Genomic DNA, 17,365 nt, shown 5'->3' with positions numbered 1-17,365 from the left:
GTTGTGCGCGACACGCTACCGCCAATCCGGGCCGGTCAGCCGAGCAGGACCACCTCGACCTCGGTGCCGGACTCGACGGACTCGGCGTCCTCGGGGACGACGATGAGGGAGTCGGCCTGCGCGAGGGCCGCGACCAGATGCGATCCGGAGCCGCCGACCGGCCGCACCTCGCCGTCCCGGTACGTCCCGCGCAGGAACTGCCTGCGGCCCCGCGGCGAGGTGAGCGCCTTGTCGCAGACCAGCTTCGCGCGCGTGGTGGGCCGGTGGACGTCCGGCAGGCCCATCAGGGTGCGGATCGCGGGGCGCACGAACAGTTCGAAGGAGACGTAGGAGGAGACCGGGTTGCCGGGCAGCGCGAGCAGCGGGATGTGGTCGGGGCCCACGGTGCCGAACCCCTGGGGCTTGCCGGGCTGCATGGCGAGCTTGCGGAACTCCACCCCGCCGCCCGGCTCGTCCTCGTCCCCGACGTGCGACAGCGCCTCCTTGACGACGTCGTACGCGCCGACGCTGACCCCGCCGGTGGTGACCAGCAGGTCGGCGCGGACGAGCTGGTCCTCGATGGTGGAGCGCAGGGTGTCGGCGTCGTCGGCGACGGCGCCCACCCGGTAGCCGATGGCGCCGGCGTCGCGGGCCGCCGCGGTCAGGGCGAAGCTGTTGGAGTCGTGGATCTGGCCGCCCGCCAGCTGCTCGCCGGGCTGGACCAGTTCGCTGCCGGTGGACAGCACCACCACGCGCGGGCGCGGGCGCACGCGTACCGTCCCGCGGCCGATCGCGGCGAGCAGCCCGAGCTGCGGCGGCCCGAGGACCGTGCCGGCCTTCAGGGCGAGGTCGCCTGCCTGGACGTCGCTGCCGCTTGCGCGCACGTGCGCGCGTGCCTCGGCGGGACGGTGGACGCGCACCTGCCCGGTGGCGCCCTCCGGGGCGAGGCTGCGGGCCCGCATCCCGCTCACCGGGCCCTCGCCGAGCCCGCCGTCGGTCCACTCCACCGGGACGACGGTCTCGGCACCGGGCGGCAGCGGGGCGCCGGTCATGATCCGGGCGGCCTGCCCCGGTCCGACCCGGACCGGGTCGGCCGCGCCCGCGGCGACGTCCCCGACGACCTCCAAGGACGCCGGGAACTCCTCGCTGGCGCCGGCGACGTCGGCGACCCGCACCGCGTACCCGTCCATGGAGCTGTTGTCGAACGGCGGCAGGGACAGGGGCACCATGACGTCCTCGACGAGGACGCATCCCTGGGCGTCGAGCAGTTGCAGCTCGATGGGTTCGAGCGGGCGGACGGTGGTGAGGACGTCCTCCAGGTGCTCGTCCACCGACCACAGGCGGTCCGGGTCTGCGGTGTGGTGCGCTGCACTGCTCAACGTCGTCACATCTCCTCGGCTACGTACCGCTGAAGCCAGGTCCGGAAGCCGGGACCCAGGTCCTCACGTTCGCACGCGAGTCTGACAATGGCACGGAGGTAGTCGCCGCGGTCGCCGGTGTCATAGCGGCGGCCCTTGAAGACGACGCCGTGCACCGGGCCGCCGACGGTCTCGGTCTCCGCCAGGCGCTGGAGGGCGTCGGTGAGCTGGATCTCGCCGCCGCGGCCGGGCTCGGTCCTGCGCAGTATCTCGAAGATGTGCGGGTCGAGGACGTAGCGGCCGATGATGGCGTAGTTCGAGGGGGCGTCGGCCGGTTCCGGCTTCTCGACCAGGCCGGTGACCCGGACGACGTCGCTGTCCGCGGTGGCCTCCACGGCCGCGCAGCCGTAGAGGTGGATCTGCTCGGGCTCGACCTCCATGAGGGCGACGACGCTGCCGCCGTAGCGCCCCTGCACCTCGATCATCTGCTGGAGCAGCGGGTCGCGCGGGTCGATCAGGTCGTCACCGAGCAGGACGGCGAACGGCTCCTCCCCCACGTGCGGGGCCGCGCAGAGCACCGCGTGCCCCAGTCCCTTCGGGTCGCCCTGGCGGACGTAGTGGATCATCGCCAGGTCGCTGGACTCCCGCACCTTGGCGAGCCGTTCGGCGTCGGCCTTCTTCTCCAGGGCCGATTCCAGCTCGTAGTTGCGGTCGAAGTGGTCCTCCAGCGGGCGCTTGTTGCGGCCCGTCACCATGAGGACGTCGTCGAGGCCGGCGGAGACGGCCTCCTCGACCACGTACTGGATCGCGGGCTTGTCCACGACCGGCAGCATCTCCTTGGGAGTGGCCTTGGTGGCCGGCAGGAACCGGGTGCCGAGACCTGCTGCGGGAATGACAGCCTTGCTGATCCTGGGGTGCGCGTGACTCATGGCGGAAACCTTAGCCGCTGCGTTTGCGGGGGCTCCGCGCCTCCGGTTCATTGGCTCACATATGAGCACATTTACTCTTCGAGCACTCGGCGAACACTCATCGGTCACTCATCGACGAAGGGCACGGAAGCGACCTTGAGCCACATCGGACGGACCGCGGCACCCGGCAAACGGGCCCTGCGGCAGGAACTCCTCGCGGCGCGCGACCGGCTGACCGCGGACGACGTGCGCGAGGCGGGCGAGGCACTGGCCCGGCGCGCGCTGGAGCTGCCCGAGCTGGCCGAGGCGCGCACGGTGGCCGCGTACGTCTCCGTGGGCACCGAGCCGGGCACCCTGGCGCTGCTCGACGCGCTGCGCGCGCGGGGGGTGCGCGTGCTGCTGCCCGCGCTGCTGCCGGACAACGACCTGGACTGGGGCGCGTACGCCGGAGAGGGGTCCCTCGCGCGCGTGCGCCACGGCGGCCGGATGGCGCTGTTCGAGCCGGCCGGGCAGCGGCTCGGCCCGGACGCCGTGGCCGCGGCCGACGTGGTCCTGCTGCCCGGTCTGGCGGCCGACGGGCGCGGGATGCGGCTGGGCCGCGGCGGCGGCTCCTACGACCGGGTCCTCGCCCGGCTGAAGCGGGCGAAGGCGCGGCCCGCGCTCGTGGTGCTGCTCTACGACCGCGAGGTCGTCGGACACGTCCCGGCCGAGCCGCACGACCGGCCGGTGCAGGCGGTGGTGACCCCCTCGGGGGTCCGGCGCCTCGCCTGAGCGCCGAGGCGGGTCCCTGGTGCGGCGAAGGCCCTCCACGCGCGCGTGGAGGGCCTTCGCGGTGGCCGGGGTGCCCCGGTCAGCGGCTCACGGCTTGAGCACCAGGGTGTCGCTCGTGCTCTTGTCGACCGCGCCGGCCGAGTACGACCAGGGCAGCAGCTCGCCCTTGGCCCACTTGTCCGTCTGGTCGGTGTAGTGGGCGCTGAAGGCGTGCCCGGAGGCACCGGTGAGGTTGATCCACTTGGACTTGTCGAGGTCGGCGAGGTTGACCACCATCCGCATGGACGGCACCCACACGACGCCGTAGCCGCCCGCGGCGTTCCACCCGGAGGCGTTGACCGCGGCCTCGCCGCCACTGAGCTTCCAGGGACCCCGGTTGAGGATGTACTTCAGGAAGCCGGGCCCCTCGGTGCCCAGGGTCTGGTTCTTCAGGAACAGGCGGTGCAGCCGGCCCCAGTTCCAGGTGTCGATGTCCTTGCCGAGCTTGGAGGTCAGCTCCCAGCGGGCGTCGATCAGGGCGCGCGCGAAGAGCTGGTCGCGGTTCTCGGCCTTGGGGCGGGTACCGGAGGCCGGCACCTTCCACCAGTCGCTGTCCGGCTGCTTCACCAGGTTGCGCACCACCTCGAACCAGCGGTCGCCGCCGTCCGGCTGCGCCTGGTCGGCCGCGCGCTCGCCGCACTCGCGCACCTTGGTGGTCTCGTCCACCGGACCGGTGTTGCCGGTCGGCTCCACCCACAGGCACTGGCCCTCGACCCGCAGTTCCTTGGGCAGCTTGTTGCCGAAGGCGAGCTTGAGGATGTTGCGCCACACCGCGTTGAAGTACGCCGCCGCCGCCGAGTCGGCGTCCTGGGTGTAGTCCCAGCCCTCCAGCAGCTTCTGCGCCTGCCGGACGTCCTTGTCGCCGAGGTCGATCTTCAGCAGCATCGGCACCAGCAGCTTGGCGATCTCGCTGCTGTTGTCCATCTGCATCTGGCGCATGTCGTCGGTGGAGATCTTGCCGCCGCCGTCGATCTTCGACTGGATCAGATCGGCGATCCGCTGGCTGCGGGTGCCGTAGCCCCAGTCCGTGGTGAGCCGGTACGGGTACGCGGCCGGGTCCACCACGGCCTGGTTGGCGGTGACGATGTAGCCGCGCTTCGGGTTGTACTCGTAGGGCAGCTGGCCCTGCTTGAGGTAGCCCTTCCAGTCGTACTTCGAGTCCCAGCCCGGCGCCGGGACCGAGCCGTCGTCGCTCTTGGCGCGCTTGGGGATGCGGCCGGGCAGGGTGTAGCCGATGTTGCCGCGGGTGTCGGCGTAGACCAGGTTCTGCGAGGGCACGTCGAACTTCGCCGCGGCCGCGCGGAAGCCGCTCCAGTCCTTGGCCTGGTCGATGGCGAAGACGGCGTCCATGGTGGTGCCCGCCTGGAGCGCGGTCCACTTCAGGGCGATCGCGTAGCCGTCGCCGCGGTCCGGGGCCGCGGTGTCGACCTGGGCCTTCTTGCCGACCTGGACCAGTTCGTCGTCGCGGTCGGACAGCAGCGGCCCGTTCTCCGTCTCACGGACGACGATCTTCTTGGACGTCCCGCCCGCGACCTTGATGGTCTCCTGCCGGATCCGGAAGGGCACCGTCTTGTCGTCGCGCAGATAGCCGTCGCCGCTGAGCTTCTCCAGGTACAGGTCGGTGACGTCGACACCGGAGTTGGTCATGCCCCAGGCGATGTCCTGGTTGTGGCCGATGACCACACCGGGCATGCCCGCGAAGGTGTAGCCGGTGACGTCGTAGGGGCACTTGTTGGACACGGCCCGGCAGTGCAGACCCATCTGGTACCAGACGGACGGCAGCGAGGCGCCCAGGTGCGGGTCGTTGGCGAGCAGCGGCTTGCCGGTGATGGTGTACTTCCCGGCGACCACCCAGGAGTTGGAGCCGATGCCGTCGCCGTTCACCCCGACCGCGGCGGGCAGGTTCTGCATCACGCTGCGCAGGCCCGAGAGCTGGCTCTGCACGCCCGAGCCGTCCGAGTCCGAGGTGCCGGTACCGGTGCCTGTGCCGGTGTCGGTGGTGCCCGAGGCGGGCACTCCGGAGCCGCCGTCCGGCAGGCCCGTGCCGTCGGAGCCGGGGTCGGCGCCGGAACCGCCGGGCGAGCCGGTACCGCTCGCCCCGCCGTCGAACGCGCCCTCGGACTCGTCGTACCGGCCCTGGGTGACGATCGGCTTGTTCCGGCTGTACGGGTAGTCCGGGTACAGGTCCTTGATCTGCTTGGGGCCGAGGCGGCTGGTCATCAGGGCACGGTCGATCTCGTCCTGCATGTTGCCGCGCAGGTCCCAGGCCATCGCCTTCAGCCAGGCGACCGAGTCGACCGGCGTCCACCGGGCGGGCTTGTAGTCGTTGGTGAAGCCCAGCGCCGCGTACTCCAGGGAGATCTCAGCGCCGTCGCGGCCGTCCAGATAGGCGTTGACGCCCTGGGAGTACGCCTGGAGGTACTTCTTGGTGGCGGGCGAGAGCTTCTTGTCGTACTCCTGCTGCGCGACCCGGTCCCAGCCCAGCGTGCGCAGGAACTCGTCGTTGTCGACCTGCCCCTTGCCGAACATCTCCGACAGCCGGCCGGAGGTCATGTGCCGGCGCACGTCCATCTCGTAGAACCGGTCCTGCGCCTGGACGAAGCCCTGCGCCATGAACAGGTCCTCCGGGGAGGAGGCGTAGATCTGCGGGATGCCGTAGCCGTCCCGCTTCACGTCCACGGGCCCGGACAGGCCCTGGAGCGTGGTCGAGCCCTTGGTCTGCGGGAAGGAGGCGCGGACGGTGCTGACGGACCAGTAGGCCCCGTAGGCGATGCCTCCGATGATGGCCAGCACCAGGACAAGCACGATCAGTCGGGCTTTTCGCCCCTTTTTCCTGCCGGACTTGCCGGGCTTGTCACCCGTTGTGGCGGTGGTGTTGGGGGGCATCGCTGTCCTTGCTGTCCTAACGCGAGCGGCAGGCGGTACTGGAGTGCTGGAGCAACCATAGGCGCAGGGCCCGGTGCCCCTTGACGCGGAGTCGCATCCCGGCGGGCACGAGCGTTCGATCACCGTCGTGAAGGCGTCAAGAACGCGTCAAGAGTTAGGTAAGGTAACGAAGTAACTGGTGCAGCCGGAGAACGGCGAAGCCGGAGAATGCCGAGAACTCGGGGAAGGAACCGCCACTGACTGTCCACCACCTCAACCAGCTTCTGCTCGCCTGCTCCCTCGTCCTGCTCGTCGCGGTCGCGGCGGTGCGGATCTCCTCGCGCAGCGGGCTCCCCAGCCTGCTCGTGTACCTGGGGATCGGCATCGTCATGGGTGCGGACGGTCTCGGCCACATCCACTTCAGCAACGCCGAGATGACCCAGGTCATCGGCTACGCGGCCCTCGTGGTGATCCTCGCCGAGGGCGGGCTCGGTACGAAGTGGAAGGAGATCCGGCCGGTTCTGCCGTCCGCCTCCGTGCTGGCGCTGCTCGGGGTCGCGGTCAGTGTCGGCGTCACGGCGGCCGGCGCCCACTACCTGACCGGCCTGGAATGGCGCCAGGCCCTCATCGTCGGCGCGGTGGTCTCCTCGACCGACGCGGCGGCCGTCTTCTCCGTGCTGCGCCGCATCCCCCTGCCCGCGCGCGTGACGGGCACGCTGGAGGCCGAGTCCGGCTTCAACGACGCCCCGGTGGTCATCCTGGTCGTCGCCTTCTCCACGGCGGGCCCGGTGGAGCACTGGTACGTGCTGCTGGGCGAGATAGCGCTGGAACTGGCCATCGGCGCGGCCATCGGACTCGCGGTGGGCTGGCTCGGCTCCTGGGGCCTCAAGCACGTCGCCCTGCCCGCCTCCGGCCTCTACCCCATCGCCGTGATGGCGATCGCGGTCACCGCCTACGCCGCCGGAGCGCTGGCCCACGGCAGCGGCTTCCTGGCCGTCTACCTGGCGTCCATGATCCTCGGCAACGCCAAGCTGCCGCACTGGCCCGCCACCCGCGGCTTCGCCGAGGGGCTCGGCTGGATCGCCCAGATCGGCATGTTCGTCCTGCTCGGCCTGCTGGTCACCCCGCACGAACTGGTCGACGACTTCGTGCCCGCCCTGCTGATCGGCCTGGTCCTGACCATGGTCGCGCGGCCGCTGAGCGTGCTGGTCAGCCTGCTGCCCTTCCGGGTGCCCTGGCCCGAACAGGCCCTGATGTCCTGGGCCGGGCTGCGCGGCGCCGTCCCCATCATCCTGGCCACCATCCCCATGGTGAACGGCGTCGACGCCAGCGGGCGCATCTTCAACATCGTCTTCGTGCTCGTCGTCGTCTACACCCTGGTGCAAGGCCCGACGCTGCCCTGGCTGGCCCGCAAGCTCCGGCTGGGCGGCGGGGAGGAGGCCGCCGACCTCGGCATCGAGTCGGCGCCCCTGGAGCGGCTGCGCGGCCATCTGCTGTCCGTCGCCATCCCGGAGGGGTCGCGGATGCACGGCGTGGAGGTGGCCGAGCTGCGGCTGCCCGCCGGATCCGCGGTCACCCTGGTCGTCCGCGACGGAAAATCGTTTGTCCCGCTGCCCACGACCGTCCTCAGGCGCGGCGACGAGCTCCTCGTCGTCGCCACCGATCCGGTCCGCGAGGCCGCGGAACGCCGCCTGCGCGCGGTCGGCCGGGGCGGCAAGCTGGCGAGCTGGCTGGGCGCCAACGGGGCGGGGGCGAGCGGGCCGGGGTGACTCCTCCTCCCGCCCGGCGCGTCCGGGGGCTGCCCGTCCGGGGGCTGCGCCCGCGTCCGGGGGCTGCCCGTACGGGAGCTGCGCCGTACGGGGGCTGCGCCGCGCGGGACCGGGGGTTTCGAAGGTGGGGGCGAGCCGCCCATGGTGCTCGCTTTCACAGGGGCGGGGCCCCCGCGTCCCTGTAGGATGAAGGCGCACCCTGATCGAACCAACTCTGCCTGACGCAGAGCTGGCGCGACCGTATGGCGGTCGGGACGCCCCCTCATCTCTGCGGGCGCCGGCATCTACCGCAGTCCGCGCAAGAGGACAGCTCTCGGCGCGCCCGTACCCGAGGGCCCGCGCCACCAGGCGGCAGAAAGGCACGGGCCGTGGGATCCGCGGTCACCACCACCGACCCCGCGAAGACCTCGCCGGCATCCTCCCGCCCCGGATACGGGCAACTGCTGCGCACCCGCGGCGCCTGGACGTTCCTGCTCCCCGGATTCGCGGCACGCCAGCCGTTCGCGATGCTCACCATCTCCATCGTGCTGCTGGTGCAGCACACCACCGGCTCCTACGGTGCCGCGGGCGCCACCGCGGCCGTCACCGGCGTCTCCATGGCCGTGTTCGCGCCCTACAGCGGACGGCTCGCCGACCGCTACGGACAGCGCGCCGTCCTGCTGCCCGGCGTCCTGGTGCACGCCGCGGCCGGGCTCACCCTGACGGCGCTCGCGCTGGCGCACGCCCCGCTGTGGGTGCTCTTCGTCGCGGCCGTGCCGACCGGCGCCTCGGTGCCCCAGGTCGGCCCCATGGTGCGCGCCCGCTGGGGCGTCACCCTCAAGGGCTCCCCGCTGATGACCACCGCGGCGGCCTTCGAGTCGGTCACCGACGAGCTCACCTTCGTCTTCGGCCCGCTGCTCGCCACCGCCCTGTGCACGGCCGTCACCCCGGCGGCCGGTCTGCTCACGGAGTCCGCGCTGACCCTGGTCGGCGGACTGCTCTTCGCCGCGCAGAAGCGCACCCAGCCGTCCGTCTCCGGCGGCGGGCACGCGCGCGTGGAGCACGTCCCGGCCCTGCGCGTCCCCGGTGTGCGCGTACTGATCGTGACCTTCCTGGGCATCGGCTCCGTCTTCGGCGGTATGCAGGTCTCGCTGGCCGCGTTCACCGAGTCGATCGGCGAGCCCGGCCTGAACGGCGTCCTGTACGGGACGTTCGCCGCCGGCAACATGCTCTCCGGCATCGTCTGCGGCGCCATCGCCTGGAAGGTCGCCCCGCAGCGCCGCCTGGTCATCGGCTACGCCGCGCTGGCGGTGACCGCCTCCGCGCTGTGGACCGCGCACTCGGTGCTGCTGCTCGCCGCGCTCGGCCTACTGGTCGGCATGTGCATCGCGCCCGCGCTGATCACCGGCTACACGCTGGTGGAGGGCCTGGTCCCGGCGGGCGCCCGGACCGAGGCGTTCACCTGGCTGACCGGCGCGGTCGCACTCGGCCAGGCCGCCGCCGTCACCGTGGCCGGACAGCTGGAGGACCACCTGTGGGGCGGCGCCGGCTTCCTGGTCCCGATGGCCGGTACCGTGCTCGCGCTGCTGACCCTGCTCACCCTGCGGTCGCGGCTCGCCACCCGGTCCGACAGCCGCACGGTGGCACGTGGCGTCGGTCACCGCGCACCTGTCGCAGTGGACTGATCCCGGGGAATACGTCACTATGGACCGTCGTTAGCACTCATCGAGTGAGAGTGCCAGGAGGAAGACAGTGCCCACCTATCAGTACCAGTGCACCGAGTGCGGCGAGGGCCTCGAGGCGGTGCAGAAGTTCACCGACGACGCGCTCACCGAGTGCCCCAACTGCAGTGGCCGCCTGAAGAAGGTGTTCTCCGCGGTCGGCATTGTCTTCAAGGGATCCGGCTTCTACCGCAACGACAGCCGCGGCTCCTCGTCGAGCAGCAGCCCGGCGTCGTCGTCGAAGTCGGCGGGCGGCTCCTCGACGGCGTCGTCCGATGCGGGTTCTTCCTCGTCGACGTCGTCGTCCGGTTCCGGCTCGTCATCCTCGGCGTCGTCGTCCTCGTCCACGAGCTCGGCCGGCAGCTCCGCCGCCTGACATCACGTTCACCAGGACCCCGCCGTCGCACGGCAGCGGGGTCCTCGGCCTGCCCGCGCGGCGGGTGCGCGGGCTGTGCGGGCGGCTAGGGTGCGGTGCATGGCGAACGCAGAGATCGGTGTCATCGGCGGGTCCGGCTTCTACTCGTTCCTGGACGACGTGACCGAGGTCCAGGTCGACACGCCGTACGGGTCACCCAGCGACTCCCTCTTCCTCGGGGAGGTCGCCGGCCGCCGGGTCGCCTTCCTGCCCCGGCACGGCCGCGGCCACCACCTCCCGCCGCACCGCATCAACTACCGCGCCAACCTGTGGGCGCTGCGCTCCGTGGGGGTGCGCCAGGTGCTCGGGCCGTGCGCGGTCGGCGGTCTGCGCCCGGAGTACGGGCCGGGAACCCTGCTGGTGCCGGACCAGTTCGTGGACCGGACGAAGTCCCGGGAGCAGACCTACTTCGACGGACTGCCGCTGCCCGACGGCACGGTGCCGGGCGTGGTGCACGTCTCCCTGGCCGACCCCTACTGCCCCACCGGGCGGGCCGCCGCGCTGAAGGCCGCGCACGGGCGCGACTGGGCCGCCGTGGACGGCGGCACCCTCGTCGTGGTGCAGGGGCCGCGCTTCTCCACCCGTGCCGAATCCCTGTGGCACCAGGCGCAGGGCTGGTCCGTCGTGGGCATGACCGGTCACCCCGAGGCGGCACTCGCCCGTGAGCTGGAGCTCTGCTACACCTCACTGACCCTGGTCACCGATCTCGACGCGGGCGCGGAGAGCGGCGAGGGCGTCTCCCACGAGGAGGTGCTGCGGGTGTTCGCCGCCAATGTGGAGCGACTGCGCGGGGTACTGTTCGACGCGGTGGCCGCCCTGCCCGCCACCGCGGAGCGGAACTGCCTGTGCACGGGGGCGCTGGGCGGGATGGATCCGGGCTTCGCGCTGCCGTAGGCGGAGAGGGCCGGGGGTGCTGCTCGGGCGGGCGGCTGCTGCTCGGACGGGGTGCGGGCTGCTGCCGGGGACGACCGATCGGGCTGGGCCAGGCTGGACGGCTGGGGACGCACGGTCGACGGAAGTTCTCCTTCGGGTGACGGGGTTGTCCACAACCCGCCAGTAGCCCACGGGCGCCGGCGGCGTCCGGCGCGAAGCCGCATCGTGGCATCGCAAGCCGGTCCCGCACCGGTCCCCGAGCACAGGTGGTGGCTCCCATGTCCCTGTCGTCCCCGCGTCCGCCCGCAGGCCCCGCATCCCCCTGCGCCCCCGGCACCGGCACCGGCACCGGCCCGTTCTCTCCGTACCCGCCCGGACCGCGCACGCCGGGCCCGGTCCCGGGCGTGGACACCCCGGCGCCCTGCGAGGTGCCGCACTTCGCGCCCGTCCGGGTCCGGGGCGGGCAGTACGGGCTGCGCCGGCTGCTGCGGCACCGCAGGCGCGCCGTGGCGGCCGGGCTCGCGGTCACGGCCGCCGCGCTGGTCACGGCGGGCCCACGGCTGGCAGCGGACACCCCGCGCGGCGCTCCCGCCCGCGGACAGCCGCAGGGGACGGCCGCGGGCCTCTCCCACGCCCCGGTCGTCCGGCCCGCTGTCCGGACGATGGCCGTCCCCGTGCGCATCTCCGACGCCGCGACGGTCAGGCTGCTGCGCCCCGGCGACCGGGTGGACGTGTTCGCCGTGGCGGACCCGGCGGCGGGCGGCCGGACCCGGGTGATCGCGCGCGGGGCGCGCGTGAGAAATGTCCCGCAGCCGGTCGGCGCCGACCCCGGCGCGAGCGCGCACATCGGTTCGACCACGAACACCGACGAGGGCCGTTCCGCGCTGGCAGGCGGGCCGAGCGGCGGGGAGGACGCCCTGGTCACGCTGGCTGTGCCGCCCTCCACGGCGGCCCGGCTCGCCGGGGCGAGCGCGTCGGCCCGATTGGCGGTGACCCCGTGGTGAGGCTTAGGTTGCTGAGCTGTTTGTTCTACAACCTGTATGCCCGAGGAGTGTCCCGAGGTGAGTACGAAGAAGGACCCGAGCGTCTGGCAGGGCTTCAAAGCCTTCCTGATGCGCGGGAACGTCGTCGATCTGGCGGTCGCGGTGGTCGTCGGCGCCGCCTTCAGCAATATCGTCAACTCAGTGGTGAAGGGCGTGATCAACCCGGTCGTCGGGGCGATCGGCACCAAGAACCTCGACCACTACAGCTCGTGCCTCAGCTCCAGCTGCAAGAGCGACGACGGCATCCAGATCATGTGGGGCTCGGTCCTGGGCGCCACGCTCCAGTTCCTGATCACCGCGGCGGTGGTCTACTTCCTCATGGTCCTGCCCATGGCCAAGTTCCTGGCCCGCCAGAAGAAGGGCAAGGAGGGCGAGGAGGAGGCTCCCGAGATCATCGAGAGCACGGAGCTCCAGGTGCTCAAGCAGATCCGCGACGAGCTGGTCTCGCAGCGCGGCGGCGACCACGACCGGATCAGCCGGGTCTGACGCCCGGCCCGTCTCGCCTGTCGCACCCGTCCCGTCCGTCCCGCCCGCGTCGTCCGGGTGCAGAGCCGGGGCCGGCGCCGCTCCTGCGGAGCGTGCCGGGCCCGGCCGGGCGGGGCAGCCGGAGCAGGGAGCTGCGGGGCGGTCAGATGTGGTGCGGCGGCTTCTCGTCGAGGAAGCGCCTGAGGTCGGCGGCGGAGTCGCCGTCCGGGCGGTCGCCCCAGCCCCGGTCGGTGTCGTCCGTGGACTGCTGGCTCAGCGGGTCGTCGAAGATCAGCGCGGCCTTCGGGTCACGCGGCTCGGGGGCGCTACTCATGCCTCCAGGGTACGGTCCCCGGCAGGGGCGCCCGTCACGGGATTTTCCGGCCGCTTTCTGCTGTGCTGGGAGCCATGACGTCCAGTTCCGCTTCCGCTCCGGGATCCGGCCCCGCGGAGCCCTCCCGCATCCCCCGGCCGCTGCGCCCGCTGACCGCGCGCGGCCGCCACGAGGCACATCGGGTGTCCTCCCCGCTCGAACTCTTCATCGACCTGTGCTTCGTCGTGGCGATCGCGCAGGCGGGCGCGGAGCTGGTCCACGCGGTGGCGGAGGGCCACGCGGGGCAGGGCATCCTGAACTACGCGATGGCGTTCTTCGCCATCTGGTGGGCCTGGATGAACTTCTCCTGGTTCGCCTCGGCGTACGACAACGACGACGTGCTCTACCGGCTCGTCACCCTGGTGCAGGTCGCCGGTGTGCTGGTGCTGGCGGCGGGCATCTCGCGGGCCTTCGCCGAGCACGACTTCTTCCTGGTCTGGCTCGGTTACGTGATCATGCGGGTGGCGATGGCCACCCAGTGGCTGCGCGCGGCGCACAGCGCCGGGGGCGCGGAGCGGCGCATGGCGCTGAGGTACGCGGCCGGCGTGCTGCTGTGCCAGGTCGGCTGGCTGGGCCTGGTCCTGCTGCCGGAGCCGGACCGGCCGTGGGTGTTCCTGGTGATGGTCGTCGCGGAGCTGGCGGTCCCGGTGTACGCGGAGCGGGCCTACGCGACCTCCTGGCATCCGCACCACATCGCCGAACGGTACGGGCTGTTCACCATCATCGTGCTGGGCGAGACGGTCGCGGCGGCCACGGTCGCGGTGAAGTCGGCCGCCGACGAGAACTTCGCGCTGGGCGAGCTGCTGCCGATCGCGGCGGGCGGTCTCCTGATCGTCTTCTCCGCCTGGTGGATCTACTTCGTGGTGCCGATCCACGGCCATCTGCGTTCCAACCGCGAGTCGTTCCTGTGGGGATACGGGCACTACGTGATCCTCGCCTCGGCGGCGGCGATCGGCGCGGGTCTCGAGGTGGCGGTGGAGCAGGCCGTCGGCAAGAGCCACCTGTCCACCCTGGCGGCGTCGGCCGCCGTGACCCTGCCGACCGCGCTGTACCTGATCACGGTCTGGGCGCTGCACGCCCGGCACTTCAAGGTGGGCATCGCCCAGCAGCTCGTCCTGCCGACGGCCGCCCTGCTGGTGATCTGCTGCACCTTCCTGGGCGAGTGGGCGGTGTTCGCCGCGGGCGTCGTCTCGGCACTCGCGGTGGCGACCGGAGTCACCCTGACCGCGCGGATGTACGCCGGGAGCGGCGCGGGTGGAGAGAGCGGGGCGGCGCGCCCGGAGGCGTGAGGGGGTGGTCCCCGGGGACGGGCCGGGCGGCGGGGAGAGACTGGCTGCCATGACAGTTGACGCGTTGACGGATGTCGCCGGGGTGCGGGTGGGGCATGCGACCCGCACCGGGGGCGGGTGGCTCACCGGTACGACGGTGGTGCTGGCGCCGGAGGGCGGTGCCGTGGCCGCCGTGGACGTGCGGGGCGGCGGGCCCGGCACCAAGGAGACCGACGCGCTCGATCCGCGCAACCTGGTGCGGACGGTGGAGGCGGTGGTCCTGACCGGCGGCAGCGCGTACGGGCTCGACGCCGCCTCCGGGGTGATGGCCTGGCTGGAGGAGCGCGGGCGCGGGGTGCGGGTCGGCCCCGATCCGGCACACGTCGTGCCGGTGGTGCCCGCGGCCTGTGTCTTCGACCTGGGCCGGGGCGGCGACTTCCGGGCCCGGCCGGACGCGGCCACCGGGCGGGCCGCGGTGGAGGCCGCCGCCGCGAGCGGACCGGGGGCGGCCGTGCCCCAGGGTTGCGTGGGCGCGGGAACGGGGGCGACCGTGGGTCCGCTCAAGGGCGGGGTCGGCACGGCGAGCACGGTGCTCGCCTCAGGCGTCACGGTGGCGGCGCTCGTGGTGGCCAACGCGGCCGGATCGGTGGTGGATCCGGAGACGGGGGTGCTGTACGGGGAGTTGTTCCAGGGGCGGGCCGTGTACCCCGAGGCGCGGGTGCACGAGGACGCGCGCCGCCGGATCGCTCGGGCCGCCGCGCGCAACGCGCCGCCGCCGCTGAACACCACGCTCGCGGTGGTCGCGACCGACGCGGAGCTGTCCAAGGCCCAGGCGCAGAAGCTCGCGGGCACGGCGCACGACGGCATCGCGCGGGCCGTCCGGCCGGTGCATCTGCTCAACGACGGCGACACGGTGTTCGCTCTGGCCACCGGCTCCCGGCCGCTGGAGGCCGGTCCGGGTACCGGTGGGCCGCTCGCCCTGAACGAGGTGCTGGCGGCCGGTGCGGACACCGTGACCCGCGCGATCGTCAACGCCGTCCGCGCCGCCGGACCGGTCGACGGACCGGGGGGAACATGGCCGGCCTACCGGGAGTTGTACGGACAGCGGTGAACAGGAGGGGAGCCGGGGGGACCTGAGGTGCCGACGGGTCTTGTGTACCGACGGGTTTTCGATTGTCGCGGTTCTGTCACGTGACGGCGTTTCGGCCGACCTGCGGGAACCTCGCGAGGGCTCCGCCGACTCTCTCTCCACACACGCAGCCAATCACCCACTTCACACGACCTGGAGCAGCCCGTGACAACGCCGGACATAGCAGCGCGGCGCATACTGGGGGCCTGTGCCGCCCTGATGGTCGGCACCCTCACCCTCACCGGATGCGGCGGCGACGCCAAGGCCAACGACGACGGCAAGGGCGGCGGCGGCAAGGACACCGTCAAGACGTCCACGGCCAAGATCACGATCTCGGCGAAGGACGGGGCCACCGGCGCGTCGATCAACGCGACCGGGGTGAAGGTCAGCGACGGAAAGCTGACCGACGTGAAGATGACCGTCGCGGGTTCGGGCAAGGAGGTGCCGGGTTCGATCTCGGCGGACGGCGCCGCCTGGAAGCCGAAGGAGCAGCTGGACCGCGGCACCAAGTACCAGCTCTCGGCCACGGCCAAGGACTCCGCCGGCCGGGTCGCCGCCGCCAACTCCATCTTCACGACCGTCACCACGTCGAACAGCTTCATCGGCACATACACGCCGGACAACGGCACGACGGTGGGCGTCGGCATGCCGGTGTCGTTCACCTTCGACAAGGCGATCACCGACAAGAAGACGGTGCAGTCGCACATCACGGTGACCTCCAGCAGCGGTCAGCAGGTCGTCGGCCACTGGTTCGGCGCCCAGCGGCTCGACTTCCGCCCCGAGGAGTACTGGAAGGCCGGCTCCAAGGTCACGATGAACATCGACCTGGACGGCGTGCAGGGCGCGAACGGCGTCTTCGGCGTGCAGAAGAAGAGCGTGAGCTTCACGGTCGGGCGTTCGCAGGTCTCCACGGTGGACGTCAACACGCAGACCATGACGGTGGTCCGGGACGGGCAGACCGTCAAGTCGATCCCGGTCTCCACGGGCAGCCCGGAGCACACGACGTACAACGGGCAGATGGTGATCTCGGAGAAGTTCACCCAGACCCGGATGAACAGCCAGACCGTCGGTCTGGGCGGGGAGTACGACATCCCGGACGTCCCGCACGCGATGCGGCTGACGACGTCCGGCACCTTCCTGCACGGCAACTACTGGTACAACCCGGGCAATCCGCCCTTCGGTCAGTCCGGCACCAGCCACGGCTGCGTGGGCATGAAGGACGTGCGGGGCGCGCAGGGCGACACCCCGGCCAAGTGGTTCTACGACAGCTCGCTCGTCGGTGACGTCGTGATCGTGAAGCACTCCCCCGACAAGACGGTCGCCCCGGACAACGGCCTCAACGGCTGGAACATGTCGTGGAGCGAGTGGACCGCGGGCAGCGCCGGCTGACCACTCCTGCGCCACAAGGGGCCGCTGAGCAGCGGATTCTGACGGTACGGCCGGGCCGCGCGGGAACTTCTCGTGCGGCCCGGCCGTTTTTCCGGCGTACGTTTTCTCGGTTCCCGGACATGATGTCCCACCGAGGGGCTACGGTATGCACCCACCAGGTGACATGCAGCAACGCCGGGAGAAACCTTGAGCGTTCCGTACGAGACGACCGCGTACGAACCACACCCGTCGCCCGAGTCTCCGGAGGAGCACCTCGCGCGACTCCTCGGCCGTGCGCTGAACTCCTTCGAGTTGCCGGACGAGACGATACGCCGGCTGGACTGCGCGCTGGCGTACGACGGCTCGCTGCACTCCGCGCACCACAGCGCGGGACTGCACCGCGAGACGTACCGGCACACCTGGCTGCTGGCCGACGGCTCGGCCCTCACGCTCTGGGAGCTGGTGCACAACACCGCCCCGGGCGGCGAGGCGCACCACGAGGTGTATCTCGACGAGGAGGAGCTGGGCACGGCCACCGGGCGGCTCCCCTTACCGCCCGACGCACCGGAGTTCGAACTGCCGGTGCTCATGCCGTTCTCCGCGCTCTCCCCGCTCTCCGCACCGTCCACGGCCCCCGAGCCCCGGCACGCGTACGCCCCCGGCGACGCCGCCGACCACGCGCGCCGACTGCTGCGCCGCGCGGAGAACGCGGACCGGCCCGGCGCCGAGACCGCCTCCCGGCTGGAGACGGCGGCCGGGCACCAGATCACCCAGGCCTTCGGCCGCCCCTGCCGCGCGGGCCGCGCCGGGCTGGGTTTCTCCCTCTACGAGCACGCGTTCCTGCTGCGCGACGGCGCGGAGGTCTCCCTCTGGGAGGTGGAGCACACGGCGACACCGGACGGCCGGCACATGTGCGAGGTGTACGCCACGGAGGACGCGGCCCGGGACGCGATGGAGCGTCGGGCGGCGCAGCTCTCCTGAACGGGACACCGGCCCCGCCGGGCACCGACCCCGGGTACCTGGCTCCGCACGCCGTGCCGCG

General features: G+C 72.1%; 15 protein-coding genes. 11 read left to right on the top strand and 4 right to left on the bottom strand.

Annotated elements, in window-relative coordinates; all coding sequences use genetic code 11:
* Positions 1-35: 35 nt before the first annotated feature.
* Positions 36-1,358, bottom strand: a complete 1,323-nt coding sequence (gene glp, locus B086_RS0113030) for a gephyrin-like molybdotransferase Glp (protein WP_026252372.1) — start codon at positions 1,356-1,358, stop codon at positions 36-38.
* A gap of 5 nt (positions 1,359-1,363) precedes the next feature.
* Complete coding sequence (galU, locus tag B086_RS0113025) at positions 1,364-2,266, bottom strand: UTP--glucose-1-phosphate uridylyltransferase GalU (protein WP_026252371.1); 903 nt, start codon at positions 2,264-2,266, stop codon at positions 1,364-1,366.
* 135 nt (positions 2,267-2,401) lie between these two features.
* On the opposite strand from galU, the gene B086_RS0113020 reads away from it, so the two are divergent.
* Positions 2,402-3,016, top strand: a complete 615-nt coding sequence (locus B086_RS0113020; protein WP_018566852.1) for a 5-formyltetrahydrofolate cyclo-ligase — start codon at positions 2,402-2,404, stop codon at positions 3,014-3,016.
* A gap of 87 nt (positions 3,017-3,103) precedes the next feature.
* Here the strand turns inward: B086_RS0113020 and B086_RS0113015 are convergent, their stop codons facing one another.
* Complete coding sequence (locus tag B086_RS0113015; RefSeq protein WP_026252370.1) at positions 3,104-5,941, bottom strand: penicillin acylase family protein; 2,838 nt, start codon at positions 5,939-5,941, stop codon at positions 3,104-3,106.
* A 236-nt stretch (positions 5,942-6,177) separates the two neighbouring features.
* Here B086_RS0113015 and B086_RS0113005 point away from each other — a divergent pair, with 236 nt between their 5' ends.
* The 6 genes from B086_RS0113005 (at position 6,178) to mscL (ending at position 12,206) form a co-directional block, all read left to right on the top strand.
* The gene (locus B086_RS0113005) at positions 6,178-7,689 is read left to right on the top strand and encodes a potassium/proton antiporter (RefSeq protein ID WP_078531077.1); all 1,512 of its coding nucleotides are present in this window, start codon (positions 6,178-6,180) and stop codon (positions 7,687-7,689) included.
* A gap of 368 nt (positions 7,690-8,057) precedes the next feature.
* Entirely contained in the window at positions 8,058-9,353 is a 1,296-nt protein-coding gene (locus B086_RS0113000) for an MFS transporter (protein ID WP_018566848.1), read from the top strand.
* Positions 9,354-9,420: 67 nt separating this feature from the next.
* Positions 9,421-9,765 (top strand): FmdB family zinc ribbon protein, encoded by a 345-nt coding sequence (locus tag B086_RS42795; protein WP_078531076.1) that lies wholly within the window; start codon positions 9,421-9,423, stop codon positions 9,763-9,765.
* Between the two features lie 99 nt (positions 9,766-9,864).
* Positions 9,865-10,698 carry an S-methyl-5'-thioadenosine phosphorylase gene (locus B086_RS0112990; RefSeq protein WP_018566846.1) on the top strand — a complete coding sequence of 278 codons (834 nt, stop codon included), beginning with the start codon at positions 9,865-9,867 and terminating at the stop codon, positions 10,696-10,698.
* A gap of 383 nt (positions 10,699-11,081) precedes the next feature.
* A complete protein-coding gene (locus B086_RS39945) occupies positions 11,082-11,681 on the top strand; it encodes an RcpC/CpaB family pilus assembly protein (protein ID WP_051115830.1) in 600 nt (199 codons plus the stop codon).
* 57 nt (positions 11,682-11,738) lie between these two features.
* Entirely contained in the window at positions 11,739-12,206 is a 468-nt protein-coding gene (mscL, locus tag B086_RS0112980) for a large conductance mechanosensitive channel protein MscL (protein WP_018566844.1), read from the top strand.
* A gap of 142 nt (positions 12,207-12,348) precedes the next feature.
* On the opposite strand, the gene B086_RS44980 is transcribed toward mscL, so the two are convergent.
* Positions 12,349-12,519: a hypothetical protein gene (locus B086_RS44980; RefSeq protein ID WP_018566843.1), complete on the bottom strand. Its 171-nt coding sequence runs from the start codon at positions 12,517-12,519 to the stop codon at positions 12,349-12,351.
* A 74-nt stretch (positions 12,520-12,593) separates the two neighbouring features.
* Between B086_RS44980 and B086_RS0112970 the strand changes: the two genes are divergently transcribed.
* The 4 genes from B086_RS0112970 (at position 12,594) to B086_RS0112955 (ending at position 17,304) form a co-directional block, all read left to right on the top strand.
* A complete protein-coding gene (locus tag B086_RS0112970) occupies positions 12,594-13,847 on the top strand; it encodes a low temperature requirement protein A (RefSeq protein ID WP_037873424.1) in 1,254 nt (417 codons plus the stop codon).
* A gap of 49 nt (positions 13,848-13,896) precedes the next feature.
* Positions 13,897-14,937 carry a P1 family peptidase gene (locus tag B086_RS0112965; RefSeq protein WP_026252368.1) on the top strand — a complete coding sequence of 347 codons (1,041 nt, stop codon included), beginning with the start codon at positions 13,897-13,899 and terminating at the stop codon, positions 14,935-14,937.
* 183 nt (positions 14,938-15,120) lie between these two features.
* On the top strand, positions 15,121-16,344 hold the full coding sequence (locus tag B086_RS0112960) for a L,D-transpeptidase (protein WP_026252367.1): 1,224 nt from the start codon (positions 15,121-15,123) through the stop codon (positions 16,342-16,344).
* Positions 16,345-16,530: 186 nt separating this feature from the next.
* Positions 16,531-17,304 (top strand): DUF6227 family protein, encoded by a 774-nt coding sequence (locus tag B086_RS0112955; protein WP_018566839.1) that lies wholly within the window; start codon positions 16,531-16,533, stop codon positions 17,302-17,304.
* Positions 17,305-17,365: the final 61 nt, after the last annotated feature.

Source organism: Streptomyces sp. PsTaAH-124, assembly GCF_000373685.1.
In the GTDB taxonomy this organism is placed as follows: domain Bacteria; phylum Actinomycetota; class Actinomycetes; order Streptomycetales; family Streptomycetaceae; genus Streptomyces; species Streptomyces andamanensis.
Note: the sequence above shows the minus strand (reverse complement) of the source record. Positions and strands in the feature narration are given on the sequence as shown.